Genomic DNA, 16,517 nt, shown 5'->3' with positions numbered 1-16,517 from the left:
CGAACTAACAAGAATCTGTAAACGTATCGGAATCATTGAAGCGCTTCTGTCAAGAACTGCAAAGAGGCACGACAAAGCAACAGAGGGGGAAAAATCGGTCTTTTCTGATTGCCGAGGCCAAAATGTCGCAAGTTCGAGACGAAAAAAAGCCCGCTTGCGGCGGGGCGGAAATGGCCTAGCCCGAGGATGCTCACAGGCCAATGGTTACGCACTGTAGTGGTCTAATTTCCTTGAACAGACCGATGGGAGGACGATCCTGAATCGACTGGGACAAACAAGATGACGAGGCGAAACTGACAGCGAAGCAACCTATCTGCCTGTCGGAACTACCAGACCGCTACACACACCGTTTGCCTCAAAGGGGCCCGTGCAAAGGGCTGGCGCGCACCATTGAAGAAGTGATTGAAGCGGGTGAGGCGCTCATTCAGAGCGATGGCAACGAAGACAGGCAAGAGCGCTGTCGTGCGAGGGATGGGGACGTTGAGAGCCCGTGGGTAATCACACGGGCTGGCGGTGTGAGCGGCTTTCTTTTGCCTACTTTTCTTTGCCGCTGCAAAGAAAAGTAGGTGCCGCCCCGCGCAGGGGCGACGCTAGCAAACCGACAACAAACCGCGGAGGCCAGCAAAACAAACAAAAAAGCCGCGCAGACGACAACATCCACACGGCTTCGCAGAAGCAAAAACAACACCGCGCCAACCGTCAGGCGCTCCCTTCTTGATCTTGCTCTTTAAAAATCTTGTCAGCCAGATGAAACGCGGAGTTAGCGGCGGGCACGCCACAATAAATAGCGGTCTGCAGCAAAACCTCTTTAACCTGCTCCCGCGTCACGCCATTATTCCGCGCAGCACGCAAATGCAAAGCAAGCTCCTCGCCGCGATTCAACGCGACCATCATCGCAATAGTCAGCAAGCTGCGCGTATGCCGCGGCAACCCCTCCCGAGTCCAGATCTCCCCCACGCATACCGCGTGATGAAATTCTGAAACTCCTCGGTGACCTCAGTGCGGTTCGCCAGCGAACGATCCACATGCGCATCGCCCAACACCGCGCGGCGCACCTTCATGCCCGCGTCATATCGTTGATCGTCGTTCATCGTTGTCCCTTCAGGAAGTCGAGTACCGTCTTCGTGAACGTGTCGGCCACCTCGATGTTCGAAATGTGCGATGCGTCCAGCTCGACATAACGCGCGCCCGGAATCGCAGCGGCCAGTTCGCGGCCCTGCGCAGGCGTCGCGGCGAGATCGTGCGTGCCGGAGATCACCAGCGCGGGCGCCTTGATGCCGGGCACCTCGGGCCGCAGATCGGTCGCGTTGATCGCCTCGCAATTCAGCGCGTAACCTTCCTTGTCGGTGTGCACGAAAACGTCGCGGACATAGTTGTACACCAGCGGCTCGCGAGCGATGAACTCCGCCGTGAACCAGCGCGGCAGCACGGCGTCCGACAACGTCAGCATGCCTTCCGTACGCGCCCGCGCCGCGCGCGGCACCCACACTTCCGGCGAGCCGATGCGCGCCGCCGTATTGCACAGCACGACACGATCGATACGGTCCGCATAGCGCGCCGCGAGACCGATACCCGTCAGCCCGCCCATCGAGATCCCGCAAAAGTTCGCGCGCGCGATCTTCAACATGTCGAGCAGGCCGATCACGTCGCCCGTCAGCAGCTCGATCGAATACGGTCCCTTCGGCGCTTCCGAATGACCGTGACCGCGCGTGTCGTAACGCAGCACGCGGAAATGCCTGGCGAGTTCGGCGACTTGCGGCGTCCACATCGACAAATCGGTGCCGAGCGAATTCGACAGCACCAGCCACGGCGCATTGCCGTGCCGGTCGCCGTCGATCCGGTAATGAAGCTCGATACCATTGACTGCGGCGTAAGGCATTCCTTTACTCCTGATGTTGGTTCACGCGTTCTTGCGCGTGGTATGAAGAGCCAGCACGGCGTCCACGAAAGCGTGCGCGCTGCCGACATAATGCGCCGGATCGAGCAGGCGTTTCAGCTGCTCGACGGGCAGATGCTGAGTGACGGTTGCATCGGCGGCGAGAACCTCGAACAACGTCTTGCCGCTTCTCACAGCCTCTTTCGACGCATGCTCGACGAGATGGTGCGCATCGAGCCGGCCGATCTTGTCGCCGAGCGCAAGCATGACCGCTTCGCCGAGAATCAGACCGTGCGTGACGTCGAGATTCGCGGCGAGCCGTTCGACATTCACTTCGAGCCCCTTCGCGATCTGCTCGATATTCGCGAGCGCGCCGCCCGCGAGACGTGCGAGATCGGGCAGCGCATCCCATTCGGCCTGCCAGCCGCCGAGCGCGCGCTCGTGCTCCTGCACCATCCCCGCGAACACCGTCGCGACGAGGCCCGGCGCGCGCGTTGCCGCCGTCAGCACGGCCGCGCAGCCGACCGGGTTGCGCTTGTGCGGCATCGTCGACGATCCGCCTTTGCCTGCGGCAACCGGTTCGCCGAGTTCGCCGAGTTCGGTCTGCATCTGCAGCGAGATATCGCGCGCGATCTTGCCGAGCGTGCCGATCAGCATGCCGAAAAACGACGCCGCCTCGGCAATGCGGTCGCGCTGCGTGTGCCACGGCACGGCGGGTAACTGCAGCTTCAATTCCTGCGCCAGCGCTTGCGCGACCGCGCCGCCCTTGTCGCGCAGACTCGCGAGCGTGCCTGCCGCGCCGCCGAATTGCAGCACGAGCGCGCGCTCGCGCAACGCAGCGAGCCGCTCGCGGTGACGCAGCAGCGCATCGAGCCATTGCGCGAATTTCAGGCCGAGCGTGATGGGCAGCGCCTGTTGCAGCCACGTGCGGCCGATCATCGGCGTCGCGCGATGCCGCTGCGCAAGTGCGGCGACCGCATCGCAGGTGGACACGAGCGCGCCGTCGAGCAGATCGAACGTGTCGCGCAGTTGCAGCACGGTCGCCGTATCGATGATGTCCTGACTCGTGGCGCCCCAGTGGACGAACTTCGACGCTTGCGCATCGGCGTCCTTGACGCGCGCGGTCAGCTGTTTGACGAGGGGAATCGCGAGATTGCCGCCGAGCGCGGCGTCGCCGACGAGTGCGTCGGCATCGAGCTTGTCCGCGTGGCAGGTCGCTTCGATCGCGGGGACGGCCGATTGCGGAATCACGCCGTGTGCCGCCGAAGCGCGCGCGAGCGCCGCTTCGACATCGAGCATCCGTTGCAGCGTCGCGCGCGGCGACCAGATGTCGTTCATCGGCTGCGTGCCGCAGATCAGGCCAGTCAAGCGGGCGCTAGCTTCTAGCATGATGTTCAGTGCGTTGGATGAATGCGCGTTGGGTTCGCGCAGAAAGCGCGCGGCGTTCGGTTTCATTGTCGCCGAACGCCGCGGCGAGGTCACGCGCGCATTTGCCCGCGTGCTTGCATTACCTGTCGAGGCGGCTTGCGAGCAAGCCTCAGGCCGCGCGAGCCTGCTGCGTGCCGTCGATCAGCGCGACGCCCGTCAGCTTCTCCAGTTCCGCGAAATCGATATCCGAGAAGATTTCGCGCACGACGAGGCCGTCCTTCGTCACGTCGATCATCGCGAGGTCCGTATAGATGCGGTCCACACAGCCGACGCCCGTCACCGGGTACGAGCATTCGGCGACGATCTTGCTTTCGCCCTGCTTCGTCAGATGCTCCATCATCACGAACACCTGCTTCGCGCCGATGGCCAGATCCATCGCGCCGCCGACAGCGGGAATCGCATCGGGCGCGCCCGTGTGCCAGTTCGCGAGGTCGCCCGTCGCCGACACCTGAAATGCGCCGAGCACGCAGTAGTCGAGATGGCCGCCCCGCATCATCGCGAACGAATCCGAATGATGGAAGAACGCGCCGCCCGTCAGCAGCGTCACGTGCTGCTTGCCGGCGTTGATCAGTTCGTCGTCTTCCTCGCCTTTCGCGGGCGCCGGGCCCATGCCGAGCAGGCCGTTTTCGCTGTGCAGGAAGATTTCCTTGTTCGCGTCGAGGTGGTTCGCCACCAGCGTCGGCACGCCGATACCGAGGTTCACATACGCGCCTTCAGGAATGTCCTGCGCGACGCGCTTCGCCATTTCATCGCGGGTCAGTCGTTTCATGTCGGTCTCCTTCAGGCGGCTTGTTCGGGGCGTTGCGTCAGATGCGCGGCTTGCGGCACTTCGACGATGCGCTGCACGAAGATGCCCGGCGTCACGATCACTTCGGGGTCGAGTGCGCCGAGCGGCACCACTTCCGACACCTGCACGATCGCCGTCTTCGCAGCGCTCGCCATGATCGGGCCGAAGTTGCGCGCCGTCTTGCGGTACACCAGATTGCCCCAGCGGTCGCCCTTGTACGCCTTGATCAGCGCGAAATCGGCGTGCAGCGGCGCTTCCAGCACGTAGTGCTTGCCGTCGATCTCGCGCGTTTCCTTGCCTTCCGCGAGCTTCGTGCCGTAGCCCGTCGGCGTGAAGAAGCCGCCGATACCCGCGCCCGCCGCGCGGATGCGCTCAGCCAGGTTGCCCTGCGGCACGAGTTCCAGTTCGATTTCGCCCGCACGATAGAGCGCGTCGAAGACATACGAGTCCGTCTGGCGCGGGAACGAGCAGATGATCTTGCGCACGCGCTTCGCCTTCAGCAGCGCGGCGAGGCCCGTGTCGCCGTTGCCGGCGTTGTTGTTGACGATGGTGAGTTCTTTGGCGCCCTGCTCGATGAGCGCGTCGATCAGTTCGGACGGCATGCCCGCCGTGCCGAAGCCGCCGATCATGACGGTCGCGCCGTCATGCACGTCGGCGACAGCCGACTGGAGTGACTCGAAAATCTTGTTGATCATGTCGAATATCCTCTGGAACGCGTCGTTCCGCGCCGCACGACCCGCCGCTTCACAGACGGGATGCGCGCCGGACGGTCTCCACGTCCGCTTTCGCCCTTCATGGTCCTGCTGACGGCATGCAGACCTGCTGCAGGCCGCATGTGTTGGGTTCGCCGTCCGCTTCCGCGCCGCCGTCGAACTCCGAAAAGTTCTTTATGCGAACACAGTTTCGTTTAGCGAACGTACCGGCGCATTATGGTTTGCGCCCGCGTCTCTTGTCAAGGCAAGGGTTTCTGTGGTTTGCCCTGATGCCGCGCCGCTCGCCGGATCAATCGCGAAACGGCAACCCGACGTAATTCTCTGCCAGCATCCGCGAGGCTGCATCCGAACTCGTCACGTATTTCAGTTCCGCCAGCTTCAGCCGCTCGACGAACGGCGAATCGTCGAGCGACGGGTGCAGCATGTTCGTCATGAGGTACGAGAAATGCTCCGCGCGCCAGACGCGCTCGAGGCAGGTGGCCGAGTACACGTCGAGCAGATCGTCGCGGCCGTCCCGGTAGCGGGCAGCAAGCGCCTTCGAGAGCACGCGTACGTCGGCGACGGCCAGATTCATGCCTTTCGCGCCTGTCGGCGGCACGATGTGCGCAGCGTCGCCGGCCAGAAAGAGGCGGCCGTATTGCATCGGCTCGCACACGAAGCTGCGCATTGGCGTCACGCCTTTCTGCGTGATGTCGCCGATGGCGGGCAGCCAGCCGTCATCGTTCTCGAAGCGCGCGTGAAGTTCGATCCAGATACGCTCGTCGGACCATTGCGAGAGATCTTCGCCGGGGCGGCATTGCAGATAGAGACGCGTCACGTCGGGCGAGCGCATGCTGAACAGCGCAAAGCCGCGCGCGTGATGCGCATAGACGAGTTCGTCGCAGTTCGGCGCGGCGTGCGTCAGGATGCCGAGCCACGCGTACGGATAGACGCGCTCGAAGCGTTGCAGCGCGCCGGGCGGAATCGACTCGCGCGAGATGCCGTGGAAACCATCGCAACCTGCCACGTAGTCGCAATCAATTCGCTGCACTGCGCCATCGTGCGTGAACTGAACCCATGGCCTGGCGGTCGCGAGATCGTGCAGTGCAACATCGGATACATCGAAATACAGCGCCTGCCGGTGCTCGACGGCGGACGCGATCATGTCGCACACCACTTCATGCTGGCCATACACGGTGATCGCGCGGCCGCCCGTCAGCGTCGACAGCGCGATGCGATGGCGCTTGCCTTCGAACAGCAGTTCGATGCCGTGATGCACGAGTCCTTCACGCTGCATGCGCGCGTCGAGTCCGGCTTCGCTAAGCGTATCGACGGTGCCCTGCTCGAGCACGCCCGCGCGTATCCGATGCTCGCAGTGCTCGCGCGACCGGCTCTCCAGCACGATCGATCCGATGCCCGCGAGCCGCAGGAGATGCGACAACAGCAGGCCGGCGGGGCCTGCGCCGATGATCGCCACTTGAATACGCATCGCGTGTCTCCCGTCGATTCTCGTCGCTTTCCCGAATATGCCACAACGAGATTTTCAAGGTAGTCTGTATACGGTTTATAGATAATGCGCGGCTCGAAGCCAATGACGCGCCCCAGCATGGCCGAACTCGATCTCAACCTGATTCCCTACCTCGTCGCGCTCGAAGACATGCGCAACGTGAGCCGCGCCGCCGAACGTCTCGGCGTGAGCCAGCCGCGCGTGAGCACCGCGCTTGGCCGTCTGCGCGAATACTTCAATGATCCGCTGTTCGTACGCACGTCGCGCGGCATGGAGCCGACGCCGCGCGCGCTGGCGCTGATTCCTGCCGCACGCGAAGCGCTTGCGCGCATCGAGAAAGGCATGCTGGAATCGCAGGACTTCGATCCCGCGACCTCGACGCAGACCTTTTCGCTCGCGCTGTCCGATGTCGGCGAAATCGTCTTTCTGCCGCGTCTGTTGCAGCTGTTCGCCGAGCGCGCGCCGCATGCGAATCTGCGCTCGGTGTCGCTGCCGCCGGCGCATGTCGAACGCGGTCTGGAGTCGGGCGACATCGATCTTGCCGTCGGCTACTTTCCCGATCTTTCCGGCAACAACTTCTTTCAGCAGCGTCTGTTCACGCACCGCTTCATCTGCCTGATGCGCAGCGACCATCCGCTCGCGGGCGCGCCGCTGACGCTCGAACAGTTCATCGCGCTTGGGCACGCTGTCGTGCGCGCCGAGGGGCGCAGCCAGGAAGTGCTCGAACAGTATCTGGAGAAAAAGCGCATCCGGCGCCGCGCCGTGCTGGAAACGCCGCACTTCATGAGTCTGCCGTTCATCCTTGCGCGCACCGATCTGATCGCGACCGTGCCGCACGCGATCGGTTTCGCGTATGTATCGGAGCATGCGTCGATCACGCTGGTCGAGCCGCCGTTGCCGCTGCCGCGCTTCGACTTGCGGCAGCACTGGCATCGCAAGTTTCATAACGATCCGCGCGCGAGCTGGCTGCGCGGCGTGGTCGCCGAGCTGTTCAACGATGCGCAGGACGAGTGGCCGAAGTAGCGCTTGCATCAGGCGGTGATGCATATCCCTGTTGGGCATAGGGCCGGGAAACATGGAACAATGGCCCGACGTGCGATGCGCGTTTTACTGGAACTGGAGCGAAGAATGACGACGAAGAAAACAACGCCCACCGACACCCCCGGCCGGCCGTCCCGGGAGGAGGCCGAAGAAGCCGTGCGCACGCTGCTGCGCTGGGCGGGCGACAATCCTCAGCGCGAGGGGCTGCTCGATACGCCTGCGCGCGTCGTGCGAGCGTATGAAGAATTTTTTGCGGGCTATAACGTCGAGCCGCGGGAGATTCTGGCCCGCACGTTTTCCGAGGTGGACGGCTACGACGAGATGATCGTGCTGAAGGACATTCGCTTCGAGAGTTACTGCGAGCATCACATGGTGCCCATCATTGGGCGGGCGCATGTTGCTTATCTGCCTGAACATCGCGTGGTGGGGATTTCCAAACTGGCGCGTCTGGTGGATGCGTTTGCCAAGCGGCTGCAGATTCAGGAAAAGATGACGGTGCAGATTGCCGATACGCTCAACGAAGTATTGCAGCCGAAGGGCGTCGGGGTGATTCTCGAAGCGTCGCATCAGTGTATGTCGACGCGCGGCGTGCATAAGGCCGGGGTCGAGATGGTGACGTCCCGGATGCTAGGGACTTTTCGCTCCGATGCTTCTACGCGGAGGGAGTTTTTGTCGATCGTTAATAGTCCTACTTCCGTTAGCGTTGCTAATACGTAGGTTTTTTGTCTGCGACGCAGTCGCCGTTTAGGTTTTTGGTTTTTTTGTTTTTTGCTTTTTTGCTTTTTTGCTGCGCTGGCATCCGCGATTTCGTATCCGTACTTCACGCGTCGCCCCTGTGCGGGGCGGCACCTACTTTTCTTTGCAGCGGCAAAGAAAAGTAGGCAAAAGAAAGCCGCTCACCCCGCCAATCCTTGTGTTTGCCTGCGGGCCCCCCACGGGTCCCGCACTCCACGCGGCAACACGCTATTTCATGTGCGTTGCCAACGCCTTTGACAGGCGCCTCACCCGCTCCAGTCACCCGTAGCCCAGCCAACGGCAGCGAGCCGTCTGCGCCGCCCAGGTGGCAAACGGTGTGTAGGGTGTCGCACCTTACGCGTTCGCGCTCCTACGACACCGATCCCGCTTTTCAGTCCGGAGTGGTGCACTTCCGTCGCGACGGCCTACACACCGTTTGCCACCTGGGCGGCCGTGGACATTCTGGTAACGCAACTCGTGACGCGGGCACGCGAAGCGGGTGATGCGAATCCGAGAGCGCTGGCAACGGGCATTGAGTAGCTCGATGCCGCGTGGAGTGCGGGACCCGTGGGGGCCCGCAGGCAACAACTAGGATTGGCGGTGTTAGCCCGCTTTCTTTGCTTAGGAAGGTCTGAACAACCCGTTTTCTGCCTGGGATCTCTAACTGGCACGCGCGCAGTGGAATTCGCGTCCTCATTCACGCTGTGTTGAACCGATGCCGGTCGCATCTTGCGCGTGGACGCTGCGCCTTTGGGGGGCGTCTTCGCCCTTCATTTCGCTTTACCGAGCACCCCGCGAGCCAACCAGAGATTGATCAGCGCGAACTGCGTTTCGATCTGCGCCGTGTTTTTCGCCAGTCCCCGATACCGCGCCTTCAGATAGCCGAACTGACATTTGAGCACCCGAAACGGGTGCTCAACCTTCGCCCGCACGCCCGCCTTGAGCCGCTCGACTTTCTCGTAGATTCTGTCGAGCCGCTTGCTTTTGTCCAGCTTTCTTCGCTTGCTCGGCCTCATCGCCACGTGCCACTGGACGGCACCCGTTTCGCCTCGCTTCTCGATGCCCACGTAGCCCGCATCGGCAAACGCAACCTGCTCGTCGCCGTGCAACAGTTCATGCGCCACCGTGACGTCGTGAACATTCGCCGGCGTGCACTTCACGGTATGCACCAGCCCCGACTCCACATCGACTCCGATGTGCGCCTTCATACCGAAGTACCAGCTGCCGCCCTTTTGCGTCTGGCTCATCTCGGGGTCTCGCGTGCCAGCCTTCTTCGTCGAACTGGGTGCCGAAATCAGCGTTGCGTCGACCGCCGAGCCCACCTTGAGCATCAGGCCCTTCGCCTGCAGGATCTCGTTGACCGTCGCCAGCATTCTGGCCGACAGCTCATGGGCCTCAAGCAGGTGCCGGAATCGCAGGATCGTGCTCTCGTCAGGCAGGCGCGTCATACCCGTGCCCAGCAGCGCGAACTCCCGGTACAGCGGTATGTCGTGCAGCGCCTCCTCCATCGCCGGGTCCGAGAGACTGAACCATTGTTGCAGGAAGTGAATGCGAAGCATCGTCTGGATCGGAAAAGGCGGGCGGCCAGTCTTGCCTTTCGGATAGTGCGGTTCGACAAGCGCAATCAGCTTCTGCCACGGCACCACACGCGTCATCTCATCGAGAAACTCGCGCTTGCGGGTGCGCTTCGTCGACAGATCCAGACCAAGACCAAGCTGTGTCATCACGCCACTCCATGAATTCTCCTGATCCCAGGATAGTTCAAGCTCACGTCAATGCCAGGACTTTTGCAGAGATTCCCTTACTTTCTTTGCGGCGGCAAAGAAAGTAAGTGCCGCCCCGCACAGGGGCAACGCATGAAGTACGGATACGAAATCGCGGATGCCAGCGAAAAAAACAAAAAACCAGAATGGCGACTGCGTCGCAGACAAAAACCCCCTACCTGGTAGCCAGCACCACAGCCAACAACACAAACGAAACCCCAACAATCTGCGCCCAACCAACAGCCTCCCCCAGCACGCCAACAGCAAGCGCGAGAGCAGACACAGGCACCAATGCCGTGACAACTCCAGCTTCTGCGCCGCTGAGGCGCGCAGCCCCCGCATACCAAAGCACGAACCCAAGCACGGTAGGAACGAGCGCGTAATACACGACACCTGCAATAGCACCAGCATCGACAGGCAACCTCCACGGTTGCTCATAAAAAGCAGGCCCGATGGCCACCAAAAACCCGATTCCACTCATCAGCGCCGACAACGGCAACGCCGCAACCGGCGTACGCAGCTTGCGATTGAGCAGAATAAACAGCGCCTCGCAGACAATCGCTGCAAACACCAGCGCATTCCCCACGAGAGAATGTCCGCCGCCCGTACCAGCAGCAAGCTCGCCAAAGCGCACAGTACAAACCATCACACCCAACGTCGCGAGCACGATCGCACCCACCAACCCCGGCGATAACCGCTCGCCCAAGGCCAGCGCCGCAAACGCGGCAGAAACAGCCGGCAACGTCCCCGCGATGACGCCCGCGTCAGCCGCCGACGCGAGTCGCATTCCGCCGATCAAACAAACCGTGTAGCCGACACTTCCCGCGCCCGCCTGCGCGATCAGCAGCAATGCATCGCGCGCACCAGGCTTCGGCCATCGAACCTTCAGCACACGCATCATCGCGAGAAAAATCGGAAACGCAATCGCAAAGCGCAACGCGGTCGCCGAGAACGGCGGCAGGCCGCCCGCGATCGCCTTGCTGACGACCACGGTGCTGCCCACGCCGAGCATCGCCAGCGAGCAGAAAACATAGCCTGTGTAACGCGCGTTCATGCCGCCTCCTCATATCGAACGATGCGGCAAGCGTACGGTTCGCGTCGATGCGCGGTCTTGAACGTTATTGCAGAGAGTTGGAATGCGGGCAGACGGATCAGCGGACAGCCGCCGCGTAACCCGCCGGCGTCACGCCCAACAGCCGGACGAACGCGCGGGTCATGTGGCTTTGATCGGAGAAACCCGCGGACACCGCGGCGTCCGCGAGCGGCGTGCCCTGCGCGATCAGTTGACGCGCCAGCACGACGCGGCGCTGCATCCGGTACGCATGCGGCGGCAAACCGACTTCATGCGCGAAACTCCGCAGCAGCTGGAAACGGCTCATGCCGGCTTCGGCGGCGAGATCGGCGAGCGTCGATGCCGACGCGGGTTCGTCGTCGATACGGCTCTTTGCCCGTGCAATCGATCTATTGCGCTCAGGTCCGGGCGGCGCCGACGTCGCGTAATGCCTGCCGACATGCGCAAACAGCGCAAGCAGCGCTTCTTCGCAAGCGAGATTGTCCGAAACCGGGCCCTCGTTCGTATCGTGCACAGCCACTTCGAACAAGCGCGCAAAGCACATCGACAGTTGCGGATCGTTCAGCACCGGACGCGTCAACTCCACTTCCCGCAGCGGTGTCCGCGCGCATTCGGCAAGCGTCGCGGTGACCAGCGACGGCGTGAAATACAACATGCGCCATGCGCGTCCGCGTTCGTCGAGCGGACTGCCGTCGTGCACTTCGCCTGGATTGACAGTGATCACATCCGTCGCGCGCGCCTCGACGGGACCGCGTCCGCTTGCCGAACGCTGCCCGCCCGCGATCACCACACCCAAGCCGAAACGGTCGTGAGAATGACGCGCGAACGTATGCGTCGTATGCGCGACGGTCGCCTCGACGCCGTCGAGCGCACAGCGCAGCATCTGGACGCGTCCGCGCGGCTTCATCGCGTCAGCCGCCTGAGCAGACGAAACGACGTGTGGACATCAACGCCGTCCGTCGTCGTGGCGGCCGCGCTCGCCTTCGCGGATCTTGCCCTGCGAGACGCTGCTGCCGGGCGGCACGCTATGCGTGAGCCACACGTTGCCGCCGATCACCGAACCGCGCCCGATCGTCACACGGCCCAGAATCGTCGCGCCCGCGTAGATCACGACGTCGTCTTCGACGATAGGGTGACGCGATTTGCCCTTCACGAGCGTACCGTCGTCTTCGGCGGCAAAACTCTTCGCGCCGAGCGTCACCGCCTGATAGACGCGCACGCGTTCGCCGATGATGGCCGTTTCGCCAATCACGACGCCCGTGCCGTGATCGATGAAAAAGCTCGGGCCGATCTGCGCGCCGGGGTGAATGTCGATGCCCGTCGCCGAATGCGCGATCTCGTTGATGAAGCGCGCAAGCAGCGGCACGCCGAGTCTGTGCAGCGCATGTGCGAGCCGATGATGCGTCATCGCCCACACGCCCGGATAGCACAGCAGAATTTCCGTAATGTGCTGCGCGGCAGGATCGCCGACGTACGCCGCCTGGATATCGCTGACCAGCAACGCGCGGATGCCCGGCAACTGCTTGCCGAACTCGCGCGCGACATCGAACGCGCGTGTGCTCAGCTCCGCATCCGACGTCTCCGCGTGCTCGGGCAAGAAGCGCAACGCGCGGCGAATCTGTTCGGCGAGCAGACGCAGCGTGCTCTCGAGCGTATGGCCGACGTAGTAGTCGACGCTTTCGTCGGTCAGATCGGGCGCGCCGTAATGTGTTGGAAACAGCGCGGCACGCAGCCCCGCAACGATGTTGATCACGCCGTCGCGCGAAGGCAGTTCGCGAATGCCGCGCGGATGACGCGTGCGATGGAGTTCCTCACGCGATGCGCGCAGTTCGGCGACGATCTGTTCGAGGCCCCAGTTGTGGGAAGAAACGTTTGACATGGCGAGGACGGCAGTCGCGCTTCGAGCGCAACGAAAGTGAATTGTCCCCAGAGATTACCGCGTTTCGCCACGCGCCGTCGGGCGTGTGTGCGATTCGCATAAGGAATGGCTCACGCAGACGAGGCCGTTGCATGCGCGGCAGTGCGTAGCAGATGACGGACTAGACGGTGATACTGCTTGCGTCGATCCAGCGCACTGCCCAGTCGCGAGCATGGGCGATAGCAGCGGCTTCGTCGGTAAAGCGGAGATCGGTGGGGAAGAAGCGGTTGGCGACCAGTTCGCCATCGCTGGAGCGCGAGACGACGACATACGGTTGCCAAGTTCCATCGCCTGCACGCGCCGGCGCACAGTTCAGCAAGTAGCCACGATGTGTGAATGCAGCATCAACGTGCATGAGTCACCCGCCCCTGACTGCTTCATAGATGGTCCTTTTTGCGAGTGCGATGCCGTGTATCGAAGCAATCGCCGAGACCGCCGTGATCGTGCTGTTATGTGGTCTTGCTGCACTCGAACCAGAATCATACTCTGTAGGAAAAGAGCGTCCACCAAAAAAATTCGTAAAAAATTTCGGCTTGCGCGAAGCGCCGTCGCGCGCGCTTCGCCAGGTAATCGGGCGCTCACGCGGAACAACTTTTGCTCCTATCCTATGCTTTAGGGCATCAGTAAAAGGAGGGCGTCAAATGAGCCTCAACACCCGTAAAGTACCGGCGACGCAATCGGGCACCGACGTCGCACGCAGCGCCGAAATGCATAACGACCGCACGCATGACAGCACGGTCGATACCGACAGCAAGAACCACGAGGCCGCGCGCATCGCGGGCCAAGCGCCGATCGGCCCCGACGAAATCACCACGAGCAATGCATCGCTCGTCAACAGCGTCCCCGACGATCCCTATGCGGAAGTGGCGGGATTCGACAGCCGCATCGGCGGAAACCATCTGCTGCTCGCGCTGGAGCCCGGCTATCGCTTGATCGACAAGGGCATGACGGCACCCGAGGTCGTCGAGCAATTCGACGACCGCTTTCACGAACCGCGAACGCAGGCAGGCGAGCGGCTGCGCGGCCGCATCCACTACGCGCTCAATCACCAGCGACCTACTCGCCTGATCGAACTCGAACGCGTGAAATGAGCGGTTTGTCATGTGACGCGTCATCCCGAAGGCGCGTCACATGATGTCTGTATCGATCGAAAGTGCATGCGATTCGAAACTGCCGGTTTCATGACTTCGTCGCGCGCACATCTTTTTCCCGATTGAAACGGTCAGCACAATCGGTGCAATTTCATCCACGGAGCGGAAGATGAGCAAAATCGTCGTGATCGGCGCAACGGGCACGCTCGGCCGGGCCGTCGCCGCCGAATTGAAAGCGCGGCATGAAGTGATCGAAGTCGGCGCGACGCGCGGCGCGCATCAGGTCGACAGCACGGATCCCGCCAGCGTCGAACGTCTGTTCGAAGCCCTCGGCAAGGTGGACGGCGTCGTCACGACCACCGGCAAGGTTCACTTCGGGCCGCTGCCCGAGATGAGCGTCGAGCAGTTCTGGGTCGGCCTGCGCGACAAGCTGATGGGACAGATCAACGTGGTGCTCGCCGCGCAGAAGTACGTGAACGACGGCGGCTCGTTCACGCTGACGACGGGCATTCTCGCCGACGAACCGATCCGGCTTGGCGTCAGTGCGACCACGGTGAACCTCGCGCTCGAAGGTTTCGTGCGCGGCGCGGCGATCGAACTGCCGCGCGGCATCCGCATCAACGTCGTCAGTCCGACTGTGCTGACGGAATCGATGGAAAGTTATGCGCCGTTCTTCCGCGGCTTCGAGCCCGTCGATGCGAAGAAAGCCGCGCAGGCGTATCTGCGCAGCGTCGAGGGCGCGCAGACAGGGCGGGTGTATCGCGTCGGGTACTAGACACTTCGCCCGGTGTCGGTTGGCGGGCGCACATTGCGCGTGCGCTCGCAGACCTTGTTTCTCGTTCAGTGAATTTCCGGCTCGCCTGCCGAGGCACTCGCGCCGCTCGCGCCGTCGCGTTGCAGGAAGTCGAAGTCGCAGCCCTTGTCCGCCTGCAGTACGTGCACCTGATGCATCGCGCCGTAGCCGCGTGAAAATCTCGGCGCAGGCGCGACCCAAGCGGCCTTGCGCCGCGCGAGCTCCTCATCCGGCACCAGCACGTTCAGCTTGCGCTGCGGCACATCGAGTTCGATCAGATCGCCATCGCGCACCAGCGCAAACGGCCCGCCGATAAACGACTCGGGCGCCACGTGCAGCACACACGCGCCATAGCTCGTGCCGCTCATGCGTGCATCGGAAATGCGCAGCATGTCGCGCACGCCCTTTTTCAGCAGCTTCTGGGGGATCGGCAACTGACCCCACTCGGGCATGCCCGGCGCACCGACAGGCCCCGCGTGCTGCAGCACGATCACGCAGGTTTCGTCGATATCGAGTTCTTCGCTATCGATGCGCGCAGCCATGTCGTTGTAGTCGCTAAACACCACCGCGCGGCCCGTGTGTACGAGCAGATGCGGTTCGGCGGCGCCCGGTTTGATCACCGCGCCGTCGGGCGCGATGTTGCCTCTCAGCACGGCAAGCCCGTTGTCCGGCATCAGCGGATTCGTGCGGCGGCGGATCACGTCGTCGTTGAAAATTCGCGCGCCTTCGAGGTTTTCGCCGATCGTGCGTCCGTTCACCGTCTTCTGCGAGCGGTCGATCAGCTCGCCGAGTTCCGCAAGCATCGCCTGCAAGCCGCCTGCGTAAAAGAAGTCTTCCATCAGATACGCGCCCGTCGGCCGGATGTTCGCGAGCACGGGAGTCCGGCGCGACATGCTGTCGTAGCGGTCGAGCGTGAGATGGATGCCCGCGCGGCGCGCCAACGCGATCATGTGCACGATCGCATTCGTCGACCCAGACAGCGCGAGGCAGGTCGTGACGGCGTTATCGACCGATTTCTCCGTGAGGATGTCCGACGGCTTCAGGTCTTCCCACACCATCTCGACAATGCGCATGCCCGTTTTCGCGGACATCTGCGCGTGGCGCGAATCGGGTGCCGGAATCGAGGCGAAACCCGGCAGCGTGAAGCCGAGCGCTTCGGCGGCGCTCGTCATCGTCGAGGCCGTACCCATCGTCATGCAGTGGCCGGGCGAACGCGCGATGCCGCCTTCCACGCCGTGCCAGTCGTCTTCCGTGATCTTGCCCGCGCGCAGATCGGCCCAGTACTTCCACGTGTCGGAGCCGGAGCCGAGCGTCGCGCCGTTCCAGTTGCCGCGCAGCATCGGGCCGGCGGGCAGGAAAATGGTGGGCAGATCCATCGAGATCGCGCCCATCAGCAGCGCGGGCGTGGTCTTGTCGCAGCCGCCCATCAGGACGACGCCGTCGGCGGGATACGAGCGCAGCGTCTCTTCCGCTTCCATCGCGAGGAAGTTGCGGTAGAGCATCGTCGTGGGCTTCTGGAAGGGCTCGGAGAGCGTCTGCACAGGCAGTTCGATCGGGAAGCCGCCCGCCTGCCAGATGCCGCGCTTCACTTCTTCCACACGCTGTTTGAAATGCGTGTGGCACGGGTTCATCTCGCTCCACGTGTTGAGGATCGCGATGACCGGCTTGCCTGCATATTCTTCACGGCTATAACCCATCTGCGCAGTGCGCGAGCGGTGGCCGAACGACCGCAGATCGTTCACGCCATACCAGCGGTGACTGCGCAGTTCTTCGGGCGTCTTGCGTTTCTTCGTCTGATTGTTCGACACAACTTC

Annotated in this window: 15 protein-coding genes and 1 pseudogene; 4 read left to right on the top strand and 12 right to left on the bottom strand. The window is 62.7% G+C overall.

Features of this window, described 5'->3' with window-relative positions; all coding sequences use genetic code 11:
* Positions 1-699: 699 nt before the first annotated feature.
* The 6 genes and pseudogenes from pcaC to FRZ40_RS24440 form a co-directional block, all read right to left on the bottom strand.
* A pseudogene (gene pcaC / locus FRZ40_RS24465) lies at positions 700-1,091 on the bottom strand (4-carboxymuconolactone decarboxylase).
* Positions 1,088-1,879: a 3-oxoadipate enol-lactonase gene (pcaD, locus tag FRZ40_RS24460; protein ID WP_147235862.1), complete on the bottom strand. Its 792-nt coding sequence runs from the start codon at positions 1,877-1,879 to the stop codon at positions 1,088-1,090. The pseudogene pcaC and the gene pcaD overlap by 4 nt, the downstream one beginning before the upstream one ends.
* A gap of 21 nt (positions 1,880-1,900) precedes the next feature.
* Positions 1,901-3,265, bottom strand: coding sequence for a 3-carboxy-cis,cis-muconate cycloisomerase (locus tag FRZ40_RS24455; RefSeq protein WP_147235861.1), 1,365 nt, complete (start codon positions 3,263-3,265; stop codon positions 1,901-1,903).
* Between the two features lie 148 nt (positions 3,266-3,413).
* Positions 3,414-4,073, bottom strand: coding sequence for a 3-oxoacid CoA-transferase subunit B (locus FRZ40_RS24450; RefSeq protein ID WP_028368184.1), 660 nt, complete (start codon positions 4,071-4,073; stop codon positions 3,414-3,416).
* Between the two features lie 11 nt (positions 4,074-4,084).
* Complete coding sequence (locus FRZ40_RS24445; protein ID WP_028368185.1) at positions 4,085-4,786, bottom strand: 3-oxoacid CoA-transferase subunit A; 702 nt, start codon at positions 4,784-4,786, stop codon at positions 4,085-4,087.
* A gap of 307 nt (positions 4,787-5,093) precedes the next feature.
* Positions 5,094-6,272: a 4-hydroxybenzoate 3-monooxygenase gene (locus FRZ40_RS24440; protein WP_147235860.1), complete on the bottom strand. Its 1,179-nt coding sequence runs from the start codon at positions 6,270-6,272 to the stop codon at positions 5,094-5,096.
* 117 nt (positions 6,273-6,389) lie between these two features.
* Between FRZ40_RS24440 and FRZ40_RS24435 the strand changes: the two genes are divergently transcribed.
* Entirely contained in the window at positions 6,390-7,313 is a 924-nt protein-coding gene (locus FRZ40_RS24435) for a LysR family transcriptional regulator (RefSeq protein WP_028368187.1), read from the top strand.
* Positions 7,314-7,418: 105 nt separating this feature from the next.
* Positions 7,419-8,048 (top strand): GTP cyclohydrolase I FolE, encoded by a 630-nt coding sequence (gene folE, locus FRZ40_RS24430; protein ID WP_028368188.1) that lies wholly within the window; start codon positions 7,419-7,421, stop codon positions 8,046-8,048.
* A gap of 788 nt (positions 8,049-8,836) precedes the next feature.
* On the opposite strand, the gene FRZ40_RS24425 is transcribed toward folE, so the two are convergent.
* From FRZ40_RS24425 to FRZ40_RS24405, 5 genes are all read right to left on the bottom strand, one after another.
* A complete protein-coding gene (locus FRZ40_RS24425) occupies positions 8,837-9,790 on the bottom strand; it encodes an IS5 family transposase (protein WP_147235859.1) in 954 nt (317 codons plus the stop codon).
* Between the two features lie 214 nt (positions 9,791-10,004).
* Positions 10,005-10,883, bottom strand: coding sequence for a DMT family transporter (locus FRZ40_RS24420; RefSeq protein WP_147235858.1), 879 nt, complete (start codon positions 10,881-10,883; stop codon positions 10,005-10,007).
* 97 nt (positions 10,884-10,980) lie between these two features.
* Entirely contained in the window at positions 10,981-11,808 is an 828-nt protein-coding gene (locus FRZ40_RS24415) for an AraC family transcriptional regulator (protein ID WP_147235857.1), read from the bottom strand.
* Positions 11,809-11,847: 39 nt separating this feature from the next.
* Positions 11,848-12,780, bottom strand: a complete 933-nt coding sequence (gene epsC / locus FRZ40_RS24410) for a serine O-acetyltransferase EpsC (protein WP_028370066.1) — start codon at positions 12,778-12,780, stop codon at positions 11,848-11,850.
* Positions 12,781-12,940: 160 nt separating this feature from the next.
* The gene (locus FRZ40_RS24405) at positions 12,941-13,174 is read right to left on the bottom strand and encodes a hypothetical protein (protein ID WP_028370065.1); all 234 of its coding nucleotides are present in this window, start codon (positions 13,172-13,174) and stop codon (positions 12,941-12,943) included.
* Positions 13,175-13,460: 286 nt separating this feature from the next.
* On the opposite strand from FRZ40_RS24405, the gene FRZ40_RS24400 reads away from it, so the two are divergent.
* A complete protein-coding gene (locus FRZ40_RS24400) occupies positions 13,461-13,910 on the top strand; it encodes a DUF3005 domain-containing protein (protein ID WP_147235856.1) in 450 nt (149 codons plus the stop codon).
* Between the two features lie 169 nt (positions 13,911-14,079).
* Positions 14,080-14,685 (top strand): short chain dehydrogenase, encoded by a 606-nt coding sequence (locus FRZ40_RS24395; RefSeq protein WP_028370063.1) that lies wholly within the window; start codon positions 14,080-14,082, stop codon positions 14,683-14,685.
* Positions 14,686-14,750: 65 nt separating this feature from the next.
* Here FRZ40_RS24395 and araD read toward each other — a convergent pair whose 3' ends face one another.
* Entirely contained in the window at positions 14,751-16,511 is a 1,761-nt protein-coding gene (araD, locus tag FRZ40_RS24390; protein WP_028370062.1) for an L-arabinonate dehydratase, read from the bottom strand.
* Between the last annotated feature and the right edge of the window lie 6 nt (positions 16,512-16,517).

Source organism: Paraburkholderia azotifigens, assembly GCF_007995085.1.
Lineage (GTDB): Bacteria > Pseudomonadota > Gammaproteobacteria > Burkholderiales > Burkholderiaceae > Paraburkholderia > Paraburkholderia azotifigens.
The sequence above is the reverse complement of the archived record's forward strand: the minus strand, read 5'-3'. Positions and strand labels throughout refer to the sequence as shown.

Excerpts from the sequence above, each read along its gene's own strand:
- FRZ40_RS24455 (WP_147235861.1), bottom strand. The coding sequence starts at position 3,265 with ATGCTAGAAGCTAGCGCCCGCTTGACTGGCCTGATCTGCGGCACGCAG.
- FRZ40_RS24445 (WP_028368185.1), bottom strand. The coding sequence starts at position 4,786 with ATGATCAACAAGATTTTCGAGTCACTCCAGTCGGCTGTCGCCGACGTG.
- FRZ40_RS24440 (WP_147235860.1), bottom strand. The coding sequence starts at position 6,272 with ATGCGTATTCAAGTGGCGATCATCGGCGCAGGCCCCGCCGGCCTGCTG.
- FRZ40_RS24405 (WP_028370065.1), bottom strand. The coding sequence starts at position 13,174 with ATGCACGTTGATGCTGCATTCACACATCGTGGCTACTTGCTGAACTGT.
- folE (WP_028368188.1), top strand. The coding sequence starts at position 7,419 with ATGACGACGAAGAAAACAACGCCCACCGACACCCCCGGCCGGCCGTCC.
- FRZ40_RS24400 (WP_147235856.1), top strand. The coding sequence starts at position 13,461 with ATGAGCCTCAACACCCGTAAAGTACCGGCGACGCAATCGGGCACCGAC.
- epsC (WP_028370066.1), bottom strand. The coding sequence starts at position 12,780 with ATGTCAAACGTTTCTTCCCACAACTGGGGCCTCGAACAGATCGTCGCC.
- FRZ40_RS24435 (WP_028368187.1), top strand. The coding sequence starts at position 6,390 with ATGGCCGAACTCGATCTCAACCTGATTCCCTACCTCGTCGCGCTCGAA.
- FRZ40_RS24420 (WP_147235858.1), bottom strand. The coding sequence starts at position 10,883 with ATGAACGCGCGTTACACAGGCTATGTTTTCTGCTCGCTGGCGATGCTC.
- FRZ40_RS24450 (WP_028368184.1), bottom strand. The coding sequence starts at position 4,073 with ATGAAACGACTGACCCGCGATGAAATGGCGAAGCGCGTCGCGCAGGAC.
- FRZ40_RS24425 (WP_147235859.1), bottom strand. The coding sequence starts at position 9,790 with ATGACACAGCTTGGTCTTGGTCTGGATCTGTCGACGAAGCGCACCCGC.
- FRZ40_RS24395 (WP_028370063.1), top strand. The coding sequence starts at position 14,080 with ATGAGCAAAATCGTCGTGATCGGCGCAACGGGCACGCTCGGCCGGGCC.
- FRZ40_RS24415 (WP_147235857.1), bottom strand. The coding sequence starts at position 11,808 with ATGAAGCCGCGCGGACGCGTCCAGATGCTGCGCTGTGCGCTCGACGGC.
- pcaD (WP_147235862.1), bottom strand. The coding sequence starts at position 1,879 with ATGCCTTACGCCGCAGTCAATGGTATCGAGCTTCATTACCGGATCGAC.